This is a genomic window from Pelomonas sp. Root1237, assembly GCF_001425055.1.
GTDB lineage: Bacteria > Pseudomonadota > Gammaproteobacteria > Burkholderiales > Burkholderiaceae_C > Pelomonas.
In genome coordinates, this window is the sequence record NZ_LMDK01000012.1 from 390,244 (window position 1) to 409,269 (window position 19,026).

The following is a 19,026-nucleotide window of genomic DNA, read 5'->3' on the forward strand; positions in this document are numbered from 1 at the left end:
TGGTCATTATGGACTTCAAGATTCAAACCGCTGAGCTCGATGGGCTCGCGGGCGCCGGTGCCGACGCCCTGGTCGTCGTGCTCGGCGGTGAGGCGCTGCCCAAGGGCCTGGATGCAGTGGTTGCCCGTCATGCGCAGGCGGCCATCAAGCTCGGCGACTTCGCGCTGAAAGGTGGCCAGGCACTCACGCTGACCCACGCCGAAGGGGTCAAGGCGCCTCGCCTTGTCCTCGTCGCCAGCGGCAAGACGACGTTGGCTGCCGCGCGCGCCGCATTGGCTGCAGGCCTGGCGCAGATCAAATCCCGTGGCGTGGTCAGCGCGGCTGTCGCGTTTGTGGGTTTCGATGCCGGCAACGTCGAATCGCTGGCCGAACAGACCGCCCTCGCGGCCACGGATACGGTCTATGTCTACCGACACACCAAGCCCAGTGCGCCAGCAGCCCCCAAGCTGGCCAGGCTTGCCCTGCTGGTCGGCAAGGCTGACATCAAGACGGCCAAGGCCGGTCTGGCTCGTGGCGAAGCCATTGCCGCCGGCGTTGAACTGGCGCGGGAATGCGCCAACCGCCCGGCCAACTTCGCAACGCCGACCTATCTCGGTGAGGTCGTGCAGGGCCTGGGCAAGGCCCATGGCCTGAAGGTCGAGGTGCTGGACAAGAAGGCCGTCGAGAAACTCGGCATGGGCAGCTTCCTGTCGGTGGCCCAAGGCTCGGACGAGCCGCTGCGCTTCATCGTTGCCCGCTATGAAGGCGCGGCCAAGACGGTGGCGCCCGTCGTGCTGGTGGGCAAGGGCATCACCTTCGACACCGGCGGCATCTCGCTCAAGCCCGGTGCCGAGATGGACGAGATGAAGTTCGACATGGGCGGCGCGGCCAGCGTCATCGGCACGCTGCGCGCCATCGCCGAACTCAAGCCCAAGCTCAATCTGGTCATGATCGTCGCTGCCTGCGAGAACATGCCCAGCGGCCGCGCGATCAAGCCGGGCGACGTCGTCACGTCGATGTCCGGCCAGACCATCGAGATCCTGAACACCGACGCCGAAGGCCGACTCATCCTGTGCGATGCGCTGACCTATGCGGAGCGCTTCAAGCCCGCGGTCGTCGTCGACGTGGCGACGCTGACGGGCGCCTGCGTCATCGCGCTGGGCGGCGTGCGCAGCGGCATGTACGCCAGCGACGACGAACTCGCCGCTTCGTTGACCGCAGCGGGCGACGCGGCCCTCGACCCTTGCTGGCGCATGCCGCTGGACGACGAGTACGCCGAAGGCCTGAAGAGCAACTTCGCCGACGTGCCCAATATCGCCGGTCGCGCGGGCGGCTCGATCACGGCGGCCAAGTTCCTGCAGCGTTTCACCAGCAAGTACCGCTGGGGCCATCTCGACATCGCCGGCACGGCATGGAAGGGCGGCGCTGCCAAGGGCTCGACCGGCCGGCCGGTGGGCCTGTTGACGCACTTCGTGTTGAGTCACGCGAAGTAAGTGACCCTGCAGGTCAGTTTCTACAGCGACGCGGCGGACCCGCTGCACTTCGCCTGCCGCTTGATCCGTCGCGCCCTCGCGTCGGGCAAGCCGGTGGGTGTCTGCGTGGGGGCGGCGCAGGCAACTCGTCTAGACGAGTTGCTGTGGAGCTTCGACGCGGCGGATTTCATCCCGCATCGGCGTTGGGACGGCGCCACGGCGCCCGCGCCGGGCGAGGTCCTCTTGGTTGATGACGCGGCGCGTCTGCCACACCGCGGATTGCTGTTGAACCTGCGCGACGGCATGCCTTCGGATGCGCTTGCATTTGAACGCGTGCTGGAGGTCATCGGACAGGCCCCCGAGCGCGTTCAAGCTGGGCGTGCGCGCTATCGCGTCTACCAGCAGTCGGGAGCCAAGCTGGACCACTTTTCCGCGGCGGGTTGACAACGCTGCGTCCACGCTTTCCCGAATGAGAGCCCCCCGGATTTGGGGTATGTTCAATTGGTTGAAAAATCAACGGTTCTCTGTTTGTTCCTCTCTCTTTCAAACTGGAGTTGATCCATGCAAATCAAGTTGAATATCGTGGTGGGTGCAGTCGCAGCACTGCTCAGCGGCGCTGCCATGTCGCAGGACCTGGTCGTCAAGATCGGCCACGTCGCACCGACCAGTGGCGCGATTGCCCACCTGGGCAAGGACAACGAACTGGGTGCCCGCCTCGCCATCGAGGACCTGAACGCCAAGGGCGTCATGATCGGCGGCAAGAAGGCCAAGTTCGAGTTGCTGGCTGAAGACGACGCCGGCGATCCGAAGCAAGGCACCGCTGCTGCGCAAAAGCTGGTCGACTCCAAGGTCAACGGCGTCGTGGGTCACTTGAACTCGGGCACTTCCATCCCGGCCTCCAAGGTCTACAGCGACGCCGGCATTCCGCAGATCTCGCCGTCGGCCACCAACCCCAAGTTCACCCGCAACGGCTACAAGACGACCTTCCGCGTCGTGGCTGACGACGTGCACCTGGGTGGCACGCTGGGCCGCTACGCCGCCAAGGACCTGAAGGGCAAGTCCATTGCCGTCATCGATGACCGCACGGCCTATGGCCAGGGCGTTGCCGACGAGTTCGAAAAGGGTGTCAAGGGCGCGGGCGGGAAGATCGTCGGCCGCGAATTCACCAACGACAAGGCCACGGACTTCACCGCCATCCTGACCTCCCTGAAGGGCAAGAAGCCCGACGTCGTCTTCTTCGGCGGCATGGACGCCGTGGCCGGCCCGATGCTGCGCCAGATGAAGCAGCTTGGCATCGAAGCCAAGTTCATGGGCGGCGACGGCATCTGCTCGGGCGAACTGCCCAAGCTGGCCGCTGGCACGATGGCCGATGGCCAGGTCGTCTGCGCCGAAGCCGGTGGTGTCGAGGGCGAAGCCAAGAAGTCGATGGACGACTTCAAGGCCAAGTTCAAGGCCAAGTTCAACGTCGATGTGCAGATCTACGCGCCGTACGTCTATGACGCCGTCAATGTGATGGCGGCTGCCATGGTCAAGGCCGGTTCGGCTGACCCGGCCAAGTACCTGCCTGTGCTGGCCAAGACGGCCGGCTACAAGGGTGTGACCGGCACCATCGCCTTCGACGAGAAGGGCGACATCAAGAACGGCGCCCTGACGCTGTTCACCTACAAGGGCGGCGCCCGCGAGCAGATCGCGGTCGTGCGCTGATTCGGATTCGCGTCCAGAACGCCCGCCTCGGCGGGCGTTTTTCATGACGAACCCGCCCTTGGCGGGTTCGTCGCTTTGAGGAACTCCGAAATGGGATCGATCAGATTCAAGGACGACAAAGGAGTGCTCGTTGCGACAAGCCTTACGGCCGATCGTGAATACTGCCCAGAAAATAAGCAGGGCAATATTTGATTTGCTCGAAAACCGGACCTCGCCGCCGCAAGAGCGCATGAATCGGGTTTCGTCGGATTTCAATGTGACGCCTGTGCGTTTCGCACGTTTTGCAGCGGCTGGCGCCATCCCTGTCATGGTGTTGTCGCCCGCTTTCGGTTCTACTGCGGCCCGTTGTGAAAATGACCGCGGCGGAGACCTCGCGGGCTGCGGCACGACGCGGATTCAAGGGGCAAGCACCCTCTAAACGGGGGGCTTTCAAGCCAGGGGGCCAGAGGCATGATGCCGGCGCGATCAAGGGTTGGTCGGATATGTCCGTTGCGGCGTGTGGCCGAAACGGGCATTCAGAGCCGGCCGGGCGGTCTCCGAGGAGGTCTGCGCAGTCGAGGTTGTCATCGAGGTGGCGATACGGCAGGCGGTCTCCGCGCTAGGGTGAATGGAATATCGATATTGATTCGAATTCCATTGATCGGATTGCAGATGCGGGAACGCCAGTAGTAATGATCGGGGAATGCAAATGATTCGAATATTCAACCATTACCTGCATAAGCAGACCTTGCTTCAGGTCTTCTTCGATCTCGGCCTGATAGTTTTCGCCGTCATTGCGGTCGTGCTCAGCCAAGGTGAGTCGGCGCAGATGGTGCTGCCGTTCGCGGCGTCGCACGGCCTGTCACTGGCCGGTTGCATGTTCGTGATCAATTCGGCTACGGGCTTCTACCAGCATGTGCACAACCGCTCGATCACGGAGTCCTGCGCCCGGGCCCTGTTCGGGCTGCTGTTTGGCCTGCCGCTGGCCTATGCCATCTTCAGCCTGGTGCCTTCGAACACCAGCCACCGCGACATGCTGACCCTGGTTGCCATGAGCGCTGTCGCCGCAGTCATGGTGCATCGTGTCTATGCGGCCCATTCGGGTACTCAGGCACGCATGCGCAGCCGCATCCTGATCTTCGGCACCGGCATTGCGGCGCGCTCCGTCGGCAATACCTTGCGCGCCTCCGATCCGCATGCGCAGATCGTCGGTTTCTACGCCGGCCCCAACGAGGACCAGCCCGAAGTGCCGCGCGCCGAGATCATCAATGACGGCGCCAACCTGACCGAAGCTGCGCTCAAGCACAACGTCGACGAGATCGTCGTGGCCCTCAGCGAGCGCCGCGGCGGCAGCATGCCGTTGCGGCAACTGCTGGATTGCAAGCTGTCCGGCGTGCGCGTGGTGGATATCGCCACCCACTTCGAGAAGACACTGGCCCAGATCAACATCAAGCATGTCAATGCCGGTTGGCTGGTGTTTGGCGACGGCTTCAGCCAGGGCATGCTGCGCGCCGCGATCAAGCGCGTGTGCGACATCGTCTTCGCCGCGCTGATTCTGGCGGTGACCTGGCCCATCATGCTGATCACGGCCCTGGCCATCCGCTTCGAATCGCGTGGGCCGATGCTCTACCGTCAGGAGCGGGTGGGGCTGAATGGTGTGCCCTTCAACGTCATCAAGTTCCGCAGCATGCGCACCGATGCTGAAAAGGACGGCAAGCCGCGTTGGGCCACCAAGAACGACGACCGCGTGACGCGTATTGGTCGCTTCATCCGCAAGGTTCGCATCGACGAACTGCCCCAGCTCTTCAATGTGCTGTGGGGCGAGATGAGCATGGTCGGCCCGCGCCCGGAGCGCCAGTTCTTCGTCGACGAACTCATCAGCAAGATCCCCTATTACGCTGTGCGCCACAGCGTGAAGCCGGGCGTCACGGGTTGGGCCCAGGTGCGCTATGAGTACGGCTCGACCATCGAAGACTCGGTCGAGAAGCTGCAGTACGACCTGTACTACGTCAAGAACCACTCCCTCTTCCTTGATCTGCTGATCATGCTGGAGACGGTGGCCGTGGTGCTGACTGGCAAGGGCGCTCGCTGAGCGCGGCGGCGCTTCGGCGTAAGCGCCGATGCCCGAACGCCAGGGGCATGCTTGAATGATGCATGTCTCTTGTCGCCGATTTGGACTCTGCCCCGGGCGCCATGATTGAGGCGCTGGCTCCCTTCCTCTCCTTGAGCAGCCTTGGCGATCTGATCTGCTGTGCGGCCTACGGGCTGTTCGCGCTCTACTTCGCGCAGCGGCTGCTGCGGGGCAGCATGCCCGTCTCCGTGCTCGCCATGGTGTTCCTGGCGGCGCTGACAGCCAGTTCGATCTGGGCCGGCCTGGCGCTGATGGATGAACTGAGGCATTGGTCCGACCGCTTGCCGACCTGGGTCGTTCCGGGCCTTGACCTGCTGCGCATCAGCTTCTGGTTTGCCTTCATGCTGATGCTGCTCCCGCCACCGCGGCGGGGCGGTGGCCTGGGTTGGTTGCGTCCGCTCGCGGTCGTCGCGGTGCTGGCGCGCCTGGTGTTGCTCCTGGTCGGCGAGAGCGTACCGGCGGAGAGCCTGGCTCGTCCCCAGGCCTTCGCCGCCTTGGGCTTGGCAGTGCTGGGCCTTGTGATGGTCGAGCAGATGCTGCGCAATGCGACCGGCGACGCGCGATGGAATGCCAAGCCGGTCTGCCTGGGGCTGGGTGCCATCTTTGTCTTCGACCTCTTCATCGGGTCGCAGGCCGCGCTGTTCCAGCGTTTTGACGGTGACGCGATCAGCGTTCGCTCGCTGGTCCATGCCGCGGCGGTGCCGCTGCTCTATGTGGCGTCCCGCCGCTATGCCGACTGGCTCGGCAGGCTGCATGTGTCGCGGGCGGCGGTCTTCCATTCGGCGACGCTGCTACTGGTCGGCGTCTACCTGCTGATGGTGGCCGGCGTGGGCTACTACGTGCGCTACACCGGCGGCGAGTGGGGGCGGGCGCTGTCCGTAGCCCTGGTTTTCGTCGCGCTGGTGGCACTGACGCTGCTGATGGCCTCCGGGTCGATGCGTTCGCGCCTGCGTGTCTACATCAGCAAGAACTTCTTCAGCTATCGCTACGACTACCGCGAGGAGTGGCTGCGGTTCACCCAGCTCTTGTCCGGCAGCGCAGAACCCCAGCACACGGCCGAAACCGTGGTGCGCGCCCTCGCCAACCTGGTCGAAAGCCCGAGCGGCATGCTGTGGTTGCCGCGTGCCGCGGGTGGCGACTTCGTGCAGGCCGCCCGCTGGAACCTGCCCGCCGAACTGGGCAGCGAGGCGCACGATGGCCCGCTGGCGACGTTCTGGCGCGAGCGCGCCTGGATCGTCGACGTGGATGAGTGTCGTGAACGCCCTGAGGCCTACCCCGGCCTCGAATTGCCGGCCTGGCTGGCCGAGGAGCCACGTTGCTGGCTGCTGGTGCCCCTGCTGGTGCGCGAAGCCTTGATCGGTTTTGCGGTATTGGGGCGGCCGCGTGTGGTCGTCGAGGTGAACTGGGAGGTGCGCGACCTGCTGCGCACGGCCGCCAGCCAGGCGTCAGGCTATCTGGACCAGGCCCAGGCCACGGAGGCGTTGCTGGAGGCGCGCAAATTCGATGCCTTCAACCGCATGTCGGCTTTCGTCGTGCACGACCTGAAGAACATCGTCACCCAGCTCTCGCTGATGATGAAGAACGCCAAGCGCCTGCGCGACAACCCTGAATTCCAGCAGGACATGCTCGATACGGTGGAGAACTCGCTGGAGAAGATGCGCCAGTTGATGCTCCAGTTGCGCGAGGGCGACAAGCCGCATGGCGTGACCAGCGGTGTCGACCTGGAGCAGATCGCCAAGCGCCTTGCGGCTGCGGCTTCCAGCAAGGGCAGGGTACTGGAATTGACGCTGCAGGGCGGTGTCAGCACGCGTGGGCATGCGGAGCGCGTGGAGCGCGTGCTTGGCCATGTCGTGCAGAACGCCTTCGATGCAACGCCCGCGAGCGGCCGGGTCTGCCTGACCCTGGATGCCCAGGGCAGCCAGGCGCGCGTTCGCGTGGAGGACAGCGGCTGCGGCATGAGCGAGGATTTCATTCAGAATCGCCTCTTCAAGCCGTTCCAGACCACCAAGGCCAGCGGCATGGGCATAGGCGCCCACGAGAGCTATCAATACATACAGGAACTGGGAGGCAAGATCAGCGTGCAGAGTGAATTGAACCGGGGCACCACCGTGACCCTGCTACTCCCGCTGTTCCATGCGCAGGCGGACGCACCCTTGACGGCGCTGGACGTTCAATGAGCGCCGCGCCGGGCCGTCTCAAGCAAGCTCGCTCCCGCCTGGCGGGAGTGAGCCCGGACACGGGATGCCCTGTGGGCATCCCGTGCCTGGCGAACGCCTGGCCGCGCTGTCGGTCAGGCAAGGCCGCAGGCCGAAGGGTGCACCTATGAACACGCCTCGCCATGCGCCGCTGTTGATCGTCGAAGACGATCTGGCCCTGCAGAAGCAGCTCAAGTGGTCGCTGGACCGCTTCGAATCGGTCACGGCCGATGACGTCCCCAGCGCGGTGCTGCAGTTCCGCCGTCACAACCCGGCGGTGGTCACGATGGATCTCGGCCTGCCGCCCGATCGGGACTCGGTGTCCGAGGGCTTCAGATGCCTGGAGAAGCTGCTGGAGCTCGACCCCGGCGTGAAGGTCATCGTGCTGACCGGACAGAACGACCAAGGCAACGCGCTGCGCGCCATCCGCATGGGTGCCTACGACTTCCTCGCCAAGCCCGTTGATCCCGACGTGCTCAGCCTGACCGTCGAGCGCGCCTACCGGCTCTATGAGCTGCAGCAGGAGAACCGCCGCCTGCAGACGCAGCAAAGCAGCGACGTCTTCTCGGGCCTCATCACGCGCGACCCCGGCATGCAGCGCGTCTGCCGCATGATCGAGAAGGTGGCCCCCAGCGACGCCACCGTGCTGCTGCTTGGCGAAAGCGGCACCGGCAAGGAAGTGCTCGCCCAGGGCCTGCATGACGCCTCCAAGCGCAAGGGCCGCTTCGTCGCCATCAACTGTGCGGCCATCCCCGAGACGCTGCTGGAGAGCGAACTCTTCGGCTACGAGAAGGGGGCCTTCACCGGCGCCAACAAGTCGACGCTGGGCAAGATCGAGACCGCCAACGGCGGCACGCTGATGCTCGACGAGATCGGCGACCTGCCCATGCCCTTGCAGGCCAAGCTGCTGCGCTTCCTGCAGGAGCGGGTCATCGAGCGTGTCGGCGGCCGCCAGGAGATTCCGATCGACGTGCGCGTCGTCGGCGCGACCCACCAGGATCTCAAGGCCCGGATCGTCGACGGTCGCTTTCGTGAAGACCTGTACTACCGCCTGGCAGAGATCGTCGTCGAGATACCGCCGCTGCGTGACCGTGTGGGCGACCCGGTGCTGCTTTCGCATGCCTTTGCGCGACGCTTCGCGACCGAAATGCGCCGCCCGGTACCCACACTGGCCGACGATGCCGTGCGAGCGCTGGAAGCGCATCGCTGGCCGGGCAATGTGCGCGAACTGCAGAACATGCTCAAGCGTGCCGTCATCATGGCCGAGGAGGACCGCATCGCGGCGGTGGACCTCGGTCTGCGGCCGGCGTCGGCACCGGCCGATGACAACGTGACGCTGGACCTGCGCACCGTGCGCGAAAACGCCGAACGCCAGGCCCTCATCACGGCGCTCGCCCGCACCGATGGCAACATCGTCCGTGCGTCCGAACTGTTAGGCATCAGCCGCCCAACCCTCTACGACATGATGAACCGGTTGCAGATCAAATGAACAACAAGATGCATTCCACACCCGCGCGGTTCGCCGGTGCCGTGCTCGTGGCCTCGGTGCTGCTGACCGGTTGCTGGGGTCCGTCGGCGCCGCAGATGGTCGAGTCGGGCAAGGCCCGCATGCAGAAGGCTGAATACAAGGCGGCCGTCATCGAGTTCAAGAACGCGTTGCAGAAGGATGCGTCGCTCGTCGATGCCCGCTTCTGGCTTGGCAAGGCCCTGCTGGAGACCGGCGATGCGAACGGCGCCTGGGTCGAGTTGTCGAAGGCGCGCGAAGGTGGCTACAGCAAGGACGAGCTCGTGCCTTTGATGGCCGCAGCGATGATCCTGCGCGGCGAGTCCACCAAGTTCATCGCCGAATATGCGGATGTCCAGCTCACCGACCCCAAGCGCCAGGCGGAGCTGAAGGCCGCGTTGGCCACGGCCTATGGCTCCAAGGGCAAGTATGTGCAGGCGCGCGCCGCGGCAGACGCCGCCCTGCAGGCTGATCCCAACAACATCGTCGCGCAACTCGCCGTTTCCCAGCTGATGTTCGTCGCCGGCGACCGGGTCGGTGCGATGGAGCAAGTGGAAAAGTCGCTCAAGGCCCATCCTGAATCGGCGCGGCCGTGGGTGTCCAAGGCCGAGCTGCTGCAAAGCAACGGTGCCGACCCCGCCCAGGTGATGCTGGCCTATCGCGAAGCGCTCAAGCGCAACGGTGACGAGCTGCAGGCCCACGTCGGCGTGATGCGGTTGCTGATGGCGCAGCGTGACTTCGATGGCGTCGACAAGCAGTTGGCCGCACTGCGCAAGGTGCAGCCGAACAATCCCCTGGTGCTGTATTACTCGGCCACGCTGGCCTTCGAGAAGCGTGACCTGAAGAAGGCCGCCGAGTTGTCCCAGCAACTGCTGAAGATGGCGCCGCAGAACCCGTCCTTCCTGTACCTGGCTGGCACGATCGAATACGAGCGAGGCGGCTACCTCCAGGCCGTGGCCCACCTCGGCAAGGCGCTGCCGAATTCGCCGGCGCCAGGCCCCGTGCGCGTCCTGATGGCGCGTGCGCAGCTCCGCGCCGGCGATGCGCGAAAGGCGCTGGGGTTCGTGCTGCCGCTGCTCGATGACGAGAAGCTGGCCAGCTCCGAAGCCTATTCGGTGGCCGCCGATGCCCATCTGCAGATGGGGAACGGTGAGGCGGCCAAGCGCATGTACGCCCAGGCCGTCAAGCTCAATCCTGGCAACACGCGCGGCCGTACTGCCCTGGCCGTGGCTGAAATGACGGCGGGCCAGACCGAGCAGGCCATGGAAGAGCTCAAGTCCGTCGCCGCCAAGGATCCCGGTGTCGAGGCCGAAGTGGCGATGGCGATGTCGCTGTACCGCCGCAATCGCCTGGACGACGTCGCTGCGATCATCGATGCAGTGGAAAAGAAGCAGCCCGGCACGCCGGTGGCACCCTTGTTGCGGGGGCGTACCGAGCAGTTGCGCGGCAATCGCGACAAGGCTCGCGCACATTACGAAGAGGCTTTGCGGCGCTTGCCGTCCTATATGGCTGCCGCCACCGTGCTGGCGGCCATGGACTACGAGGATGGCAAGCCGGCAGCCGCGGTCGGCCGCTTCGAAAAGGTCGTCGCGGCAGATCCGCAGTCAATTGACGGCACCGTCGCATTGATCTCGGCGAAGACCCGGGCTGGAGCACGCGCGGAAGACATCCGCAGCCAGCTGGACGCTGCCATCAGGCGCTTCCCGGACCATCAGTTGCCCCGCCTCGCGCTGGTCTCTTATCTGATGGAAATTGGAGAGAACAAGCTGGCGAGCCAGATCGCCAATGAGACCGCCAGCCGTTTCACCGACAGCCCCAAGGTCTACGAGGCGGTGGGCCTGGCCGAGATGGCAGTCGGTAACCTGAATCAGGCCGCCCAGGCGTTCAACAAGATGACGACGCTGCAGCCGAACTCGGTGCTGCCCATGATGCGTATGGTCGACCTGTACGACGCGCGCAAGGATGCGCCAGCGGCGATGAGCCAGCTGCGCAAGGTGCTGGCCATCAAGCCCGACCATCTGCAAGCGCAGATGCGGCTGATCACGCTGCTGGGGCGCGCCGGCAAGATGGATGAGGCCCTCGCCATCGCCAAGTCCGTGCAGGCCCAGGCGCCCAACGAGCCGCAGGGCTGGTCTTTTGAAGGCGATGTGCAGGCCGCGAAGCGCAACTGGCCGGCGGCGGTGGTGGCATTCCGTACCAGCCTGTCCAAGCGTCCGCTGGAAGAGACGGTCATCAAGCTTTATCTGGCACAGGCCAGCGCGGGAGCGCAGGCGGAGGCCGACAAGCTGGCTGCCGACTGGCTGACCAAGTACCCGGATTCGCCGGCGCTCGACTACCTGCTGGGCGACCAGGCGCTGGCACGTGCTGAGTTCGACCGGGCTGAACGGCATTTCCGAAGGGTGATTGCCGTGCGGCCCAACAATGCGGTGGCGCTGAACAATCTGGCCTGGTTGCTGCATCGTGCTGGCCGGCCCGGCGCACTGGAAATGATCGAGAAGGCGCTCAGCCTGGCGCCGAATTCACCTTCCCTCACCGACACTGCGGCGGAAATCCAGGCGGGTGCGGGTCACGTGGACAAGGCCCTGGTGCTGCAAAGGCGTGCGGTTCAGCTGGATCCCGAGCAGCCCTTGCACCGCCTTCATCTCGCCGAATACCTGATCAAGAGCAACCAGAAGGCCGAAGCCAAGATCGAGTTGCAGAAGCTGAACGAACTGGGCAAGAGTTTTGCCAGGACTGCGGATGTGCAGAAGTTGCTGGCGGAGCTGTAATCTGTTGCTCACCTAACCCTCGGATCGACCGGGCAGCGTCATGAAGATCAAACAAGCCAGCTTCAGAAAGCGCTTGCACCAGTTGATGCGGCGGGGCTTCGGCCGACTGCCGCGCGACACACGGCATGCCATCTATCGCGGCATGATCGACTGCGACCCGGCGCCGGATCCAAGGCTGGAGCTCAAGGTCGCCGAGACCCGCGAGGAGCTCGAGGACTGCTTCCGCATCCTGCATGATGCTTACGTGGCCAGCGGTTTCATGAAGCCGTCGCCCTCAGGCCTGCGCGTCACCATGTATCACGCGCTGCCGACGACAACCACGCTGTGCGCCAAATACGACGGCCGCGTTGTCGGTACCATGTCCATGATCCGCGAGGGCGTGTTCGGCTTTCCGCTGCAGTCGGTCTTCGACCTCAGCGAGGTGCGCGCCAAGCAGGGCCAGATCGCCGAGATTTCAGCGTTGGCCGTGCATCCGGACTTCCGCCAGACGGGTGGTGCCATCCTGTTCCCGCTGATGAAGTTCATGTACGAGTACTGCACCAAGTACTTCGACACGCGCCACCTCGTCATCGCGGTCAATCCGGACAAGATCGAGCTCTACGAGTCGCTGCTGTTTTTTGAGCGGCTGCAGGAAAACGTCGTTGCCAACTACGACTTCGCCAATGGCGCACCCGCCGTCGGCGCCACGCTGGACCTGCCGGTAGCGAAAGAGATATTCCGGCGCGTCTACGGCAAGCGCAAGGAACGCAAGAACCTCTATAACTACTTCGTCCAGCTGAGCCTGCCCAACATCAAGCTGCCCAAGCGCCGCTATTTCACGACCAATGATCCGGTGCTGACGCCGGACATCCTCGACCACTTCTTCAATCAGCGCAGCCCGGTCTTCGCGGAACTGGACGACCGCCGCAAGGCGCTGTTGTGGTCCATCTACGACCAGCCCGAGTTCCGGGCCGTTCTGCCGATGATGAGTGGATCGGACACGGGCTTTCATCCGATGCGCCGGCATCAGCGCTTCTCGCTGCGCTGCCCGGCCGAGCTGCGTGTGCGGCTCGACGGCGATGAGCGCTCCATCGTGATGACCGTCATCGAAATTTCCCTGTCGGGCTTCCAGGCCCAGTCCAAGCTCGACATACCGATCGGGGCTGACGGCGCGGTCCGGGTGGAATTGGGCGTGCAGGACAAGGCCACGCTGGACGTGAAGGTGATGCGACACCACCATACCGACACCGGCGAGTTCTATGGCTTTCGCGTGGATGAGCCCGACGATGTCTGGCGCCGCGCCGTCAGTGCGCTGGAAACCGAGTACGTTGCAGGCGAGCTGTGAACAACCCCGGCCGTCGTCGCCTGCTGGCCCTTGCGGCTGGACTGGCATGCATCGGCACCGCAGCCGGTGCGGAAACTCTGCCGGAACTGATTGCGCGGGCCAAGCGCTCGGTCGTTGTCGTGGGCAGCTGGGGGTTGATGGACAACCCCCGCTTCGGGTTCAAGGCCGCAGGCTTTGTTGTCGCGGACGGCCTGCACGTGCTGACCAATGCGCACGTGGTGCCGACGGAAACGCCCGATCGAGTCGATCGCAGCATCGCGGTCAAGATCTGGACGCCCGACGCGCAGTGGGTGATGCGAAGCGCCAAGCTCATCAGCCTGGATCGTGCGCATGACCTTGCATTGCTGCAGATGGACGGACCACCCGCGCCCGCGCTGCGCCTAGCCGCCAGGGAGGCGCCGGAGGGCACCTCCATCGCCCTGATCGGATTCCCGATCGGCAATGCGCTGGGCTATGACGTGCACGTGACGCACAGAGGCATCGTGTCGGCGCGCACGGCCATCGTGCCGCCCGCCGCCGCGCCCTCGGGCCTGACCGAACGTGCGGTGCGGCAACTGCGTGCCGGTGCCTTCGAGGTGTTGCAGCTGGATGTCCTGGCCTTCCCGGGCAACAGTGGCGGGCCGGTGCTGGACATCGAGACCGGCGAAGTGATCGGCGTCCTGCAGGGCGGGGCCATCAAGGGAACCCGGGAGGCCGCGCTCAGCGCCCCCACGGGCATCAGCTACGCCGTGCTGATCCGTGATGCAGCGCCCATGCTGAAGTACATCGACCACTGACCAGCGTCGACGGGCGACTGTCCGTCCAGCGAGACAAATCGCGCGGCCAATAAAAAACCCCGCCGTGGCGGGGTTCTCTGAGTGCGGAGCAGCGACGACTGGCGTCGCTGTTCACATCACTTGGCTTGACGGCGGCGGCCGGCGAAGCCCAGGCCAGCGAGAGCCAGACCCACCAGACCCACCGTGGCGGGCTCAGGCAGCTTGGTGGCTTCGATGGTGGCAGACCAGTCGTTCTGATCCAGGGTGCCGCCACCCAGGATGATGGCAACCAGGGCTGCAGTCGAGGTGTTCGTGTACTGCGCCGAGAAGATGCCCGTCCACTTGGTTTCGTCTTCGCCGATGTCGCAGCTCTTGTTGCCGTTGGTGTCATCACACGCACGGCCCAGGATGCTCATCGTGACCGACGTATTGCCGGCGTTGTCGGTGAAGATGAAGGGCGAACCGAACTGGCCGGGAGCCAGGTAGGTTTCGCTGAACAGCCAGTTCGGCTTGGCATCGAAGTGCAGGAAGTTGGGGATCGGCGTGCCGTTCACGCCGATAGGCACATTGTTCGGACCCGCGCCTTGGGTCATGTCTTGCACCCAGCCAGCGGTCGGAGCGAAGATCGTGCCGAAGGCGGGATCATTGAAGGAACCGGTGCCGCCCAGTTGCTTGGTGGCGAACTGGCCGTAGGTCTTGCCAGCGGTCTGGTAAGCATCGGGAGCGGGATCCGGAACCCAGTTGACGGTGCCGAAGGACACGATCACTTGGCCCAGGCTGACACTCGTCTTGCCGACGATGGGGGTGGCGGATGCGGCAGTGGCCACTGCGAGGGCCGCTGCAGCAACCAGCGTCTTCAGGGTCTTGCTCATTTGAATCTCCTTGATTCACTTGCTAGAAGTTGGGGCGCGGCCCCGGACGCTGGGTAATAAGCAGGTCGCGTGCCAGCTTTGAAGGTGTCGCCTGCTTTCCCTTTTAAAACAACGAGTTGCCGTGCTCTTGGATGACGTATTGCCGGTGTTTTGAGGGCTGGTTGATGGTCGCTGTAAAGTCCTCCGACACCCGTCTCAGGCAGGCGGGCAGGGAGATGGTGTGGACGGACTGTCAGGCGAGCATGGAGTGACGCGGCGGAACTCTGGCAATGTGACCGGCTGGGACCGCGGGGAGCTGGACTGCTGGCGGGCCACGACTGTCGATGAGGTGAGGGCTTGCGTGGACGAGGCGCGCCGCCGGGGGATTTCGCTCTACCCGCTATCGACCGGGTTGAACTGGGGATACGGCTCGGCTGCGCCGCCCCAGGCAGGCGCCGTGCTGCTGGATCTGAGCGGCATGAACCGCATACGCAATGCGGCAGAGATCTCGCAAGCGAATCCTGTCGCGGTCATCGAACCTGGGGTGACGCAGCGGCAGTTGCACGAATTCCTGAGCGAGTCCTGCCCGGGCCTGAGCTTCAACGTGACGGGTTCGTCGGTGGACACCAGCATCCTCGGCAATGCGCTGGACCGGGGCGTGGGATATCTGGGGCCGCGCCGCGAGGATGTTTTCGGGCTTGAGGTGGTGACCGGCCGAGGGGAGTTGCTGCGGACCGGGTTTCGCCGCCTGGGCGAGGATTCGCCGCTTGCGCATGCCCACCCTTATGGCCTCGGGCCGATGCTGGATGGCCTGTTCTTCCAGGGCAATTACGGCATCGTCACGAGTGCCTGCCTGAAACTGCTGCCGCGGCCGGCCCGCTCGGTTGCCGTGTCGCTGGCCCTGCGCGATGTCTCGAAGTTAGGGGAATTCCTGGATGGCCTGGCGCTGCTGAAGCGGCTGGGCGTCATGGCTGGCGTGACCCATGTCGGCAATCAGGCGCGCACGCGGGCCAGCATGATGTCGGGCATCAGTGAATACCTGCGTATTTCCTGCGGTGTTGCGGAGCGCGACCTGGCGGCCGAGGCGGATCGGGCGCTGGCGACGGTGGCGCCCTATGAATGGACCAGCCTGGGCGGCGTCGCCGGCAGCGCCGCCCAGGTGAAGGCCGCGATTGCCGAGGTCAGGCGGGTCCTGGGCGGCATGGCCAAGTTGACCGTGGTGGACGATGCCAAGCTGGCGGCCGGTTTTCGGTTGCTGAATCCCTTGCGAAACCTGTGGCCCTGGGCGCGCGCCAATGCCGCCGCGATTTCAGCCATCCGGCCCTTGCAGGGTTTGGCGGACGGCCGGCCGACGGATGCCGCCATCACCAACCTTTTATGGCGATATGGCCAGCCGCAGCTGCCGGCGCGGGATTTGGATGCCTCTGGTTGTGGCCTGATCTTCATCAACCCGGCGCTGCCCATGGCGGGCGGGGCGGTGGCGAAGGTCGTCGATGCCATGAAAGCGGTTGCCGCCGGATTCGGCCATGAGCTCTATGTGACGCTGAATATCGAGACGACCACCTCGCTGGTGGCGGTGGCCAATCTGTTGTTTGACCGCGGCGACGCGGCTGCGGTTGCAAACGCCCGAGCCTGCGCGCGGGCGCTGTGGGAATATTTACGCAGTTGCGGCCTGGAGGTGTACCGGGCGCGGGCGGACATGATGGAGGACGTGGTCGACCCCCAGGATTCGTTCTGGCGCACTGCCTGGGCGCTGAAATCCGTGTTCGACCCGGACAATCTGATTGCTCCGGGGCGTTACAACCTGGCTCGGGCACCCGACGCCTGAGCGGATTTCGCGGTCGCCGCGCGCGTGTGAAAGTCCGCGTTGCCCGGGGGAAGCCCCCGATTTAGGTTGCCAGACATGGGGTGGGGCTATGGCATCATTCCAAGGCTTTGGCCCTGGGTGACGGCAGGTTTTGCCGTTCCCTCTCGACTGCAACGGTTTGCGGGGGCCTTCGATGAACAGACCCACAGAGGACTCGCCTTGAACGCTTCCAACAACCGTGATGCGCAAATGACGTCGGCAAGAGGCTCGCAGAGGGCGGCAAAGGCAGCCGGCGCGTGGTGGGGCCGGGCCCTGGCAATGCTTGCCATCGGCGTGCTGGCCGGCTGCGCCAGCACCAGCTTCCCGCCAGCGCCGGCGGCAGTGGCCAACGATGACTACAGCTACATCATCGGCGCGGGTGACAACCTCAATATCCAGGTCTGGCGCAATCCGGAGCTGTCGATGTCGGTGCCGGTTCGCCCGGACGGCAAGATCGCCGCCCCGCTGGTGGACGAGATGGTCGTGCAGGGCAAGACCTCGGTGCAGGTGGCCCGTGAAGTCGAGAAGCAGCTCGGCAAATATGTGCGCGACCCGGTCGTCACTGTCATCGTCACGAGCTTCATTGGCCCCTACAGCGAGCAGATCCGCGTCGTCGGCGAGGCGGCCAAGCCGCAATTCCTGCCCTACAAGCAGAAGATGACGGTGCTGGACGTGATGATCGCCGTCGGCGGCCTGACGGACTTTGCATCCGGCAACAGCGCCACCATCCTGCGCACGGCCGAGGGCAACAAGCAGTACTCGGTGCGCCTGAAGGACCTGATCAAGCGCGGTGACGTGTCGGCCAATGTCGAAATGCGGCCGGGCGACATCCTCATCATTCCGCAGAGCCTGTTCTGAATTGAAGGGAGAGGACCTGCGTTCGCTGCCGGCCTCTCCTAGCCATAGCTTTAACCGAGACTGTTCCCCATGGAATTGCTGATTGGTCAGCTTCTGATCATCGTCCGGCGGATGTGGAAATACCGCTGGGTCGGCCTGGTCGTGGCCTGGGTGGCCGGGCTGGTCGGCGCCGTGGTGGTGTTCGTGCTGCCTGACCGCTACGAGGCCAGCGCCCGCATCTACGTGGACACCCAGTCCATCCTGAAGCCACTGATGTCCGGCCTGGCCGTGCAGCCCAATGTCGAGCAGCAGGTGATGATGCTGAGCCGCACGCTGATCAGCCGGCCCAATGTCGAAAAGCTGGTCCGCATGGCCGACCTGGACTTGAAGAACCAGTCCAAGGCCCAGCAGGAATCCACCATCGAGACGGTGACGAGCAATCTGTCCATCCAGAGCAGCGGGCGGGACAACCTCTACATCCTCGGCTACCGCGACAGCGATCCGGAAACGGCCAAGCGTGTCGTGCAGGCGCTGGTGTCGATCTTTGTCGAATCCAGCCTGGGCCAGACGCGCGTGGGCACCTCGACGGCAACGACCTTCATCAACGAGCAGATCAAGTCCTATGAGGCCAAGCTGGAAGAGGCCGAAACACGGCTCAAGGAATTCCGGCTCAAGAACCTGTCCAATATGTCGGGTGACGGGAAGGACTCCGCGGCTCATATCGCGGAGTTGAGTGGCCAGCTGGAGCGCGCCCGCCTGGAGTTCCGCGAGGCTGTCAATGCGCGCGATGCCGCCAAGGCCCAGCTGGAGGCCGAGAAGGCCCGCGGCGGCGCCCAGACGACGGCCCAGAGCCTGATTCAGGAATCCAACGCCAACGTCAGCACGCCTGAACTCGACGCCCGCCTGGCGGAGCATCGCCGCAGCCTCGACGCCTTGCTGCAGCGCTACACCGACCAGCACCCCGACATCATCGCCACGCGCAAGCTCATCAAGGATCTCGAGGAGCAGAGAAAGCGCGAGCTCGCCGAGCTGCGCAAGGCCGCCATGAATGTCCCGACGGCTTCCGTGGGCCAGAACAGCGGCAGCCTGGCCACGCAGGAACTGGTGCGCGTCCTGGTGACGACCGAAGTCCAGGTCGCGGCCCTGCGCGCCCGCGTCGACGAATACTCGGGGCGCTACTCGCAGGCCCTGGTGGCGCTGAAGACGGCGCCTCAGGTTGAGGCCGAGGCTGCCCAGCTGAACCGCGACTACGCGATTCACAAGAAGAACTACGAGGATCTGGTGCAGCGCCGCGAACAGGCGTCGATCTCCGGCGAGCTTGATGTGGCGTCCGGCGTGGCGGACTTCCGCGTCATCGACCCGCCGCGCGCCAATCCCAAGCCGGTCGCGCCGAACCGCCTGCTGCTGCTCGCCGGTGCAATGGCGGCGGCCCTGGGCGTCGGCCTGTTCACGACCTTTGCCGCCAGCCAGCTGCGCCCCGTCTTCCATGACGCGAACGACCTGCGCACCCGCGTGGAATTGCCCATCCTGGGTGTCGTGACGCGGCTTGTGACGGATGCTGATCGTGCCCGCCAGCGCGTCGACCTGATTCGTTTCTCCGCGGGGGCCGGAGGGCTGCTGGCGATGTTCGCCGTCGCATTGACGGTCTTGGCTGTGCAACTGAGCCGGCAGGTGGTTTGAC

General features: G+C 64.8%; 13 protein-coding genes. 12 read left to right on the forward strand and 1 reads right to left on the reverse strand.

Annotated elements, in window-relative coordinates; genetic code table 11:
- Nucleotides 1–8 precede the first annotated feature (8 nt).
- The 9 genes from ASC91_RS09760 (at nt 9) to ASC91_RS09800 (ending at nt 13,832) form a co-directional block, all read left to right on the forward strand.
- The gene (locus tag ASC91_RS09760) at nt 9–1,472 is read left to right on the forward strand and encodes a leucyl aminopeptidase (protein WP_056195765.1); all 1,464 of its coding nucleotides are present in this window, start codon (nt 9–11) and stop codon (nt 1,470–1,472) included.
- A complete protein-coding gene (locus tag ASC91_RS09765; RefSeq protein WP_056195768.1) occupies nt 1,473–1,895 on the forward strand; it encodes a DNA polymerase III subunit chi in 423 nt (140 codons plus the stop codon).
- Between the two features lie 117 nt (nt 1,896–2,012).
- On the forward strand, nt 2,013–3,155 hold the full coding sequence (locus ASC91_RS09770; protein ID WP_056195771.1) for a branched-chain amino acid ABC transporter substrate-binding protein: 1,143 nt from the start codon (nt 2,013–2,015) through the stop codon (nt 3,153–3,155).
- 682 nt (nt 3,156–3,837) lie between these two features.
- Nucleotides 3,838–5,226: a TIGR03013 family XrtA/PEP-CTERM system glycosyltransferase gene (locus ASC91_RS09775; protein ID WP_235531933.1), complete on the forward strand. Its 1,389-nt coding sequence runs from the start codon at nt 3,838–3,840 to the stop codon at nt 5,224–5,226.
- A gap of 131 nt (nt 5,227–5,357) precedes the next feature.
- A complete protein-coding gene (gene prsK / locus ASC91_RS09780) occupies nt 5,358–7,442 on the forward strand; it encodes an XrtA/PEP-CTERM system histidine kinase PrsK (protein WP_162247761.1) in 2,085 nt (694 codons plus the stop codon).
- Nucleotides 7,443–7,587: 145 nt separating this feature from the next.
- Entirely contained in the window at nt 7,588–8,949 is a 1,362-nt protein-coding gene (gene prsR, locus ASC91_RS09785; RefSeq protein WP_056197184.1) for a PEP-CTERM-box response regulator transcription factor, read from the forward strand.
- A complete protein-coding gene (prsT, locus tag ASC91_RS09790) occupies nt 8,946–11,732 on the forward strand; it encodes an XrtA/PEP-CTERM system TPR-repeat protein PrsT (protein WP_056195776.1) in 2,787 nt (928 codons plus the stop codon). Before prsR ends, prsT begins: the two co-directional genes overlap by 4 nt.
- Nucleotides 11,733–11,772: 40 nt before the next feature.
- A complete protein-coding gene (locus tag ASC91_RS09795) occupies nt 11,773–13,056 on the forward strand; it encodes a PilZ domain-containing protein (RefSeq protein WP_056195779.1) in 1,284 nt (427 codons plus the stop codon).
- The gene (locus ASC91_RS09800) at nt 13,053–13,832 is read left to right on the forward strand and encodes a S1C family serine protease (protein WP_056195782.1); all 780 of its coding nucleotides are present in this window, start codon (nt 13,053–13,055) and stop codon (nt 13,830–13,832) included. Before ASC91_RS09795 ends, ASC91_RS09800 begins: the two co-directional genes overlap by 4 nt.
- A gap of 116 nt (nt 13,833–13,948) precedes the next feature.
- On the opposite strand, the gene ASC91_RS09805 is transcribed toward ASC91_RS09800, so the two are convergent.
- Entirely contained in the window at nt 13,949–14,683 is a 735-nt protein-coding gene (locus tag ASC91_RS09805; RefSeq protein WP_056195784.1) for a PEP-CTERM sorting domain-containing protein, read from the reverse strand.
- A gap of 271 nt (nt 14,684–14,954) precedes the next feature.
- Between ASC91_RS09805 and ASC91_RS09810 the strand changes: the two genes are divergently transcribed.
- The 3 genes from ASC91_RS09810 (at nt 14,955) to ASC91_RS09820 (ending at nt 19,025) form a co-directional block, all read left to right on the forward strand.
- Nucleotides 14,955–16,490, forward strand: a complete 1,536-nt coding sequence (locus ASC91_RS09810) for an FAD-binding oxidoreductase (RefSeq protein ID WP_268795244.1) — start codon at nt 14,955–14,957, stop codon at nt 16,488–16,490.
- 297 nt (nt 16,491–16,787) lie between these two features.
- Nucleotides 16,788–17,366, forward strand: a complete 579-nt coding sequence (locus tag ASC91_RS09815) for an XrtA/PEP-CTERM system exopolysaccharide export protein (RefSeq protein ID WP_235531973.1) — start codon at nt 16,788–16,790, stop codon at nt 17,364–17,366.
- A 69-nt stretch (nt 17,367–17,435) separates the two neighbouring features.
- On the forward strand, nt 17,436–19,025 hold the full coding sequence (locus tag ASC91_RS09820; protein ID WP_056195789.1) for an XrtA system polysaccharide chain length determinant: 1,590 nt from the start codon (nt 17,436–17,438) through the stop codon (nt 19,023–19,025).
- Nucleotide 19,026: the final 1 nt, after the last annotated feature.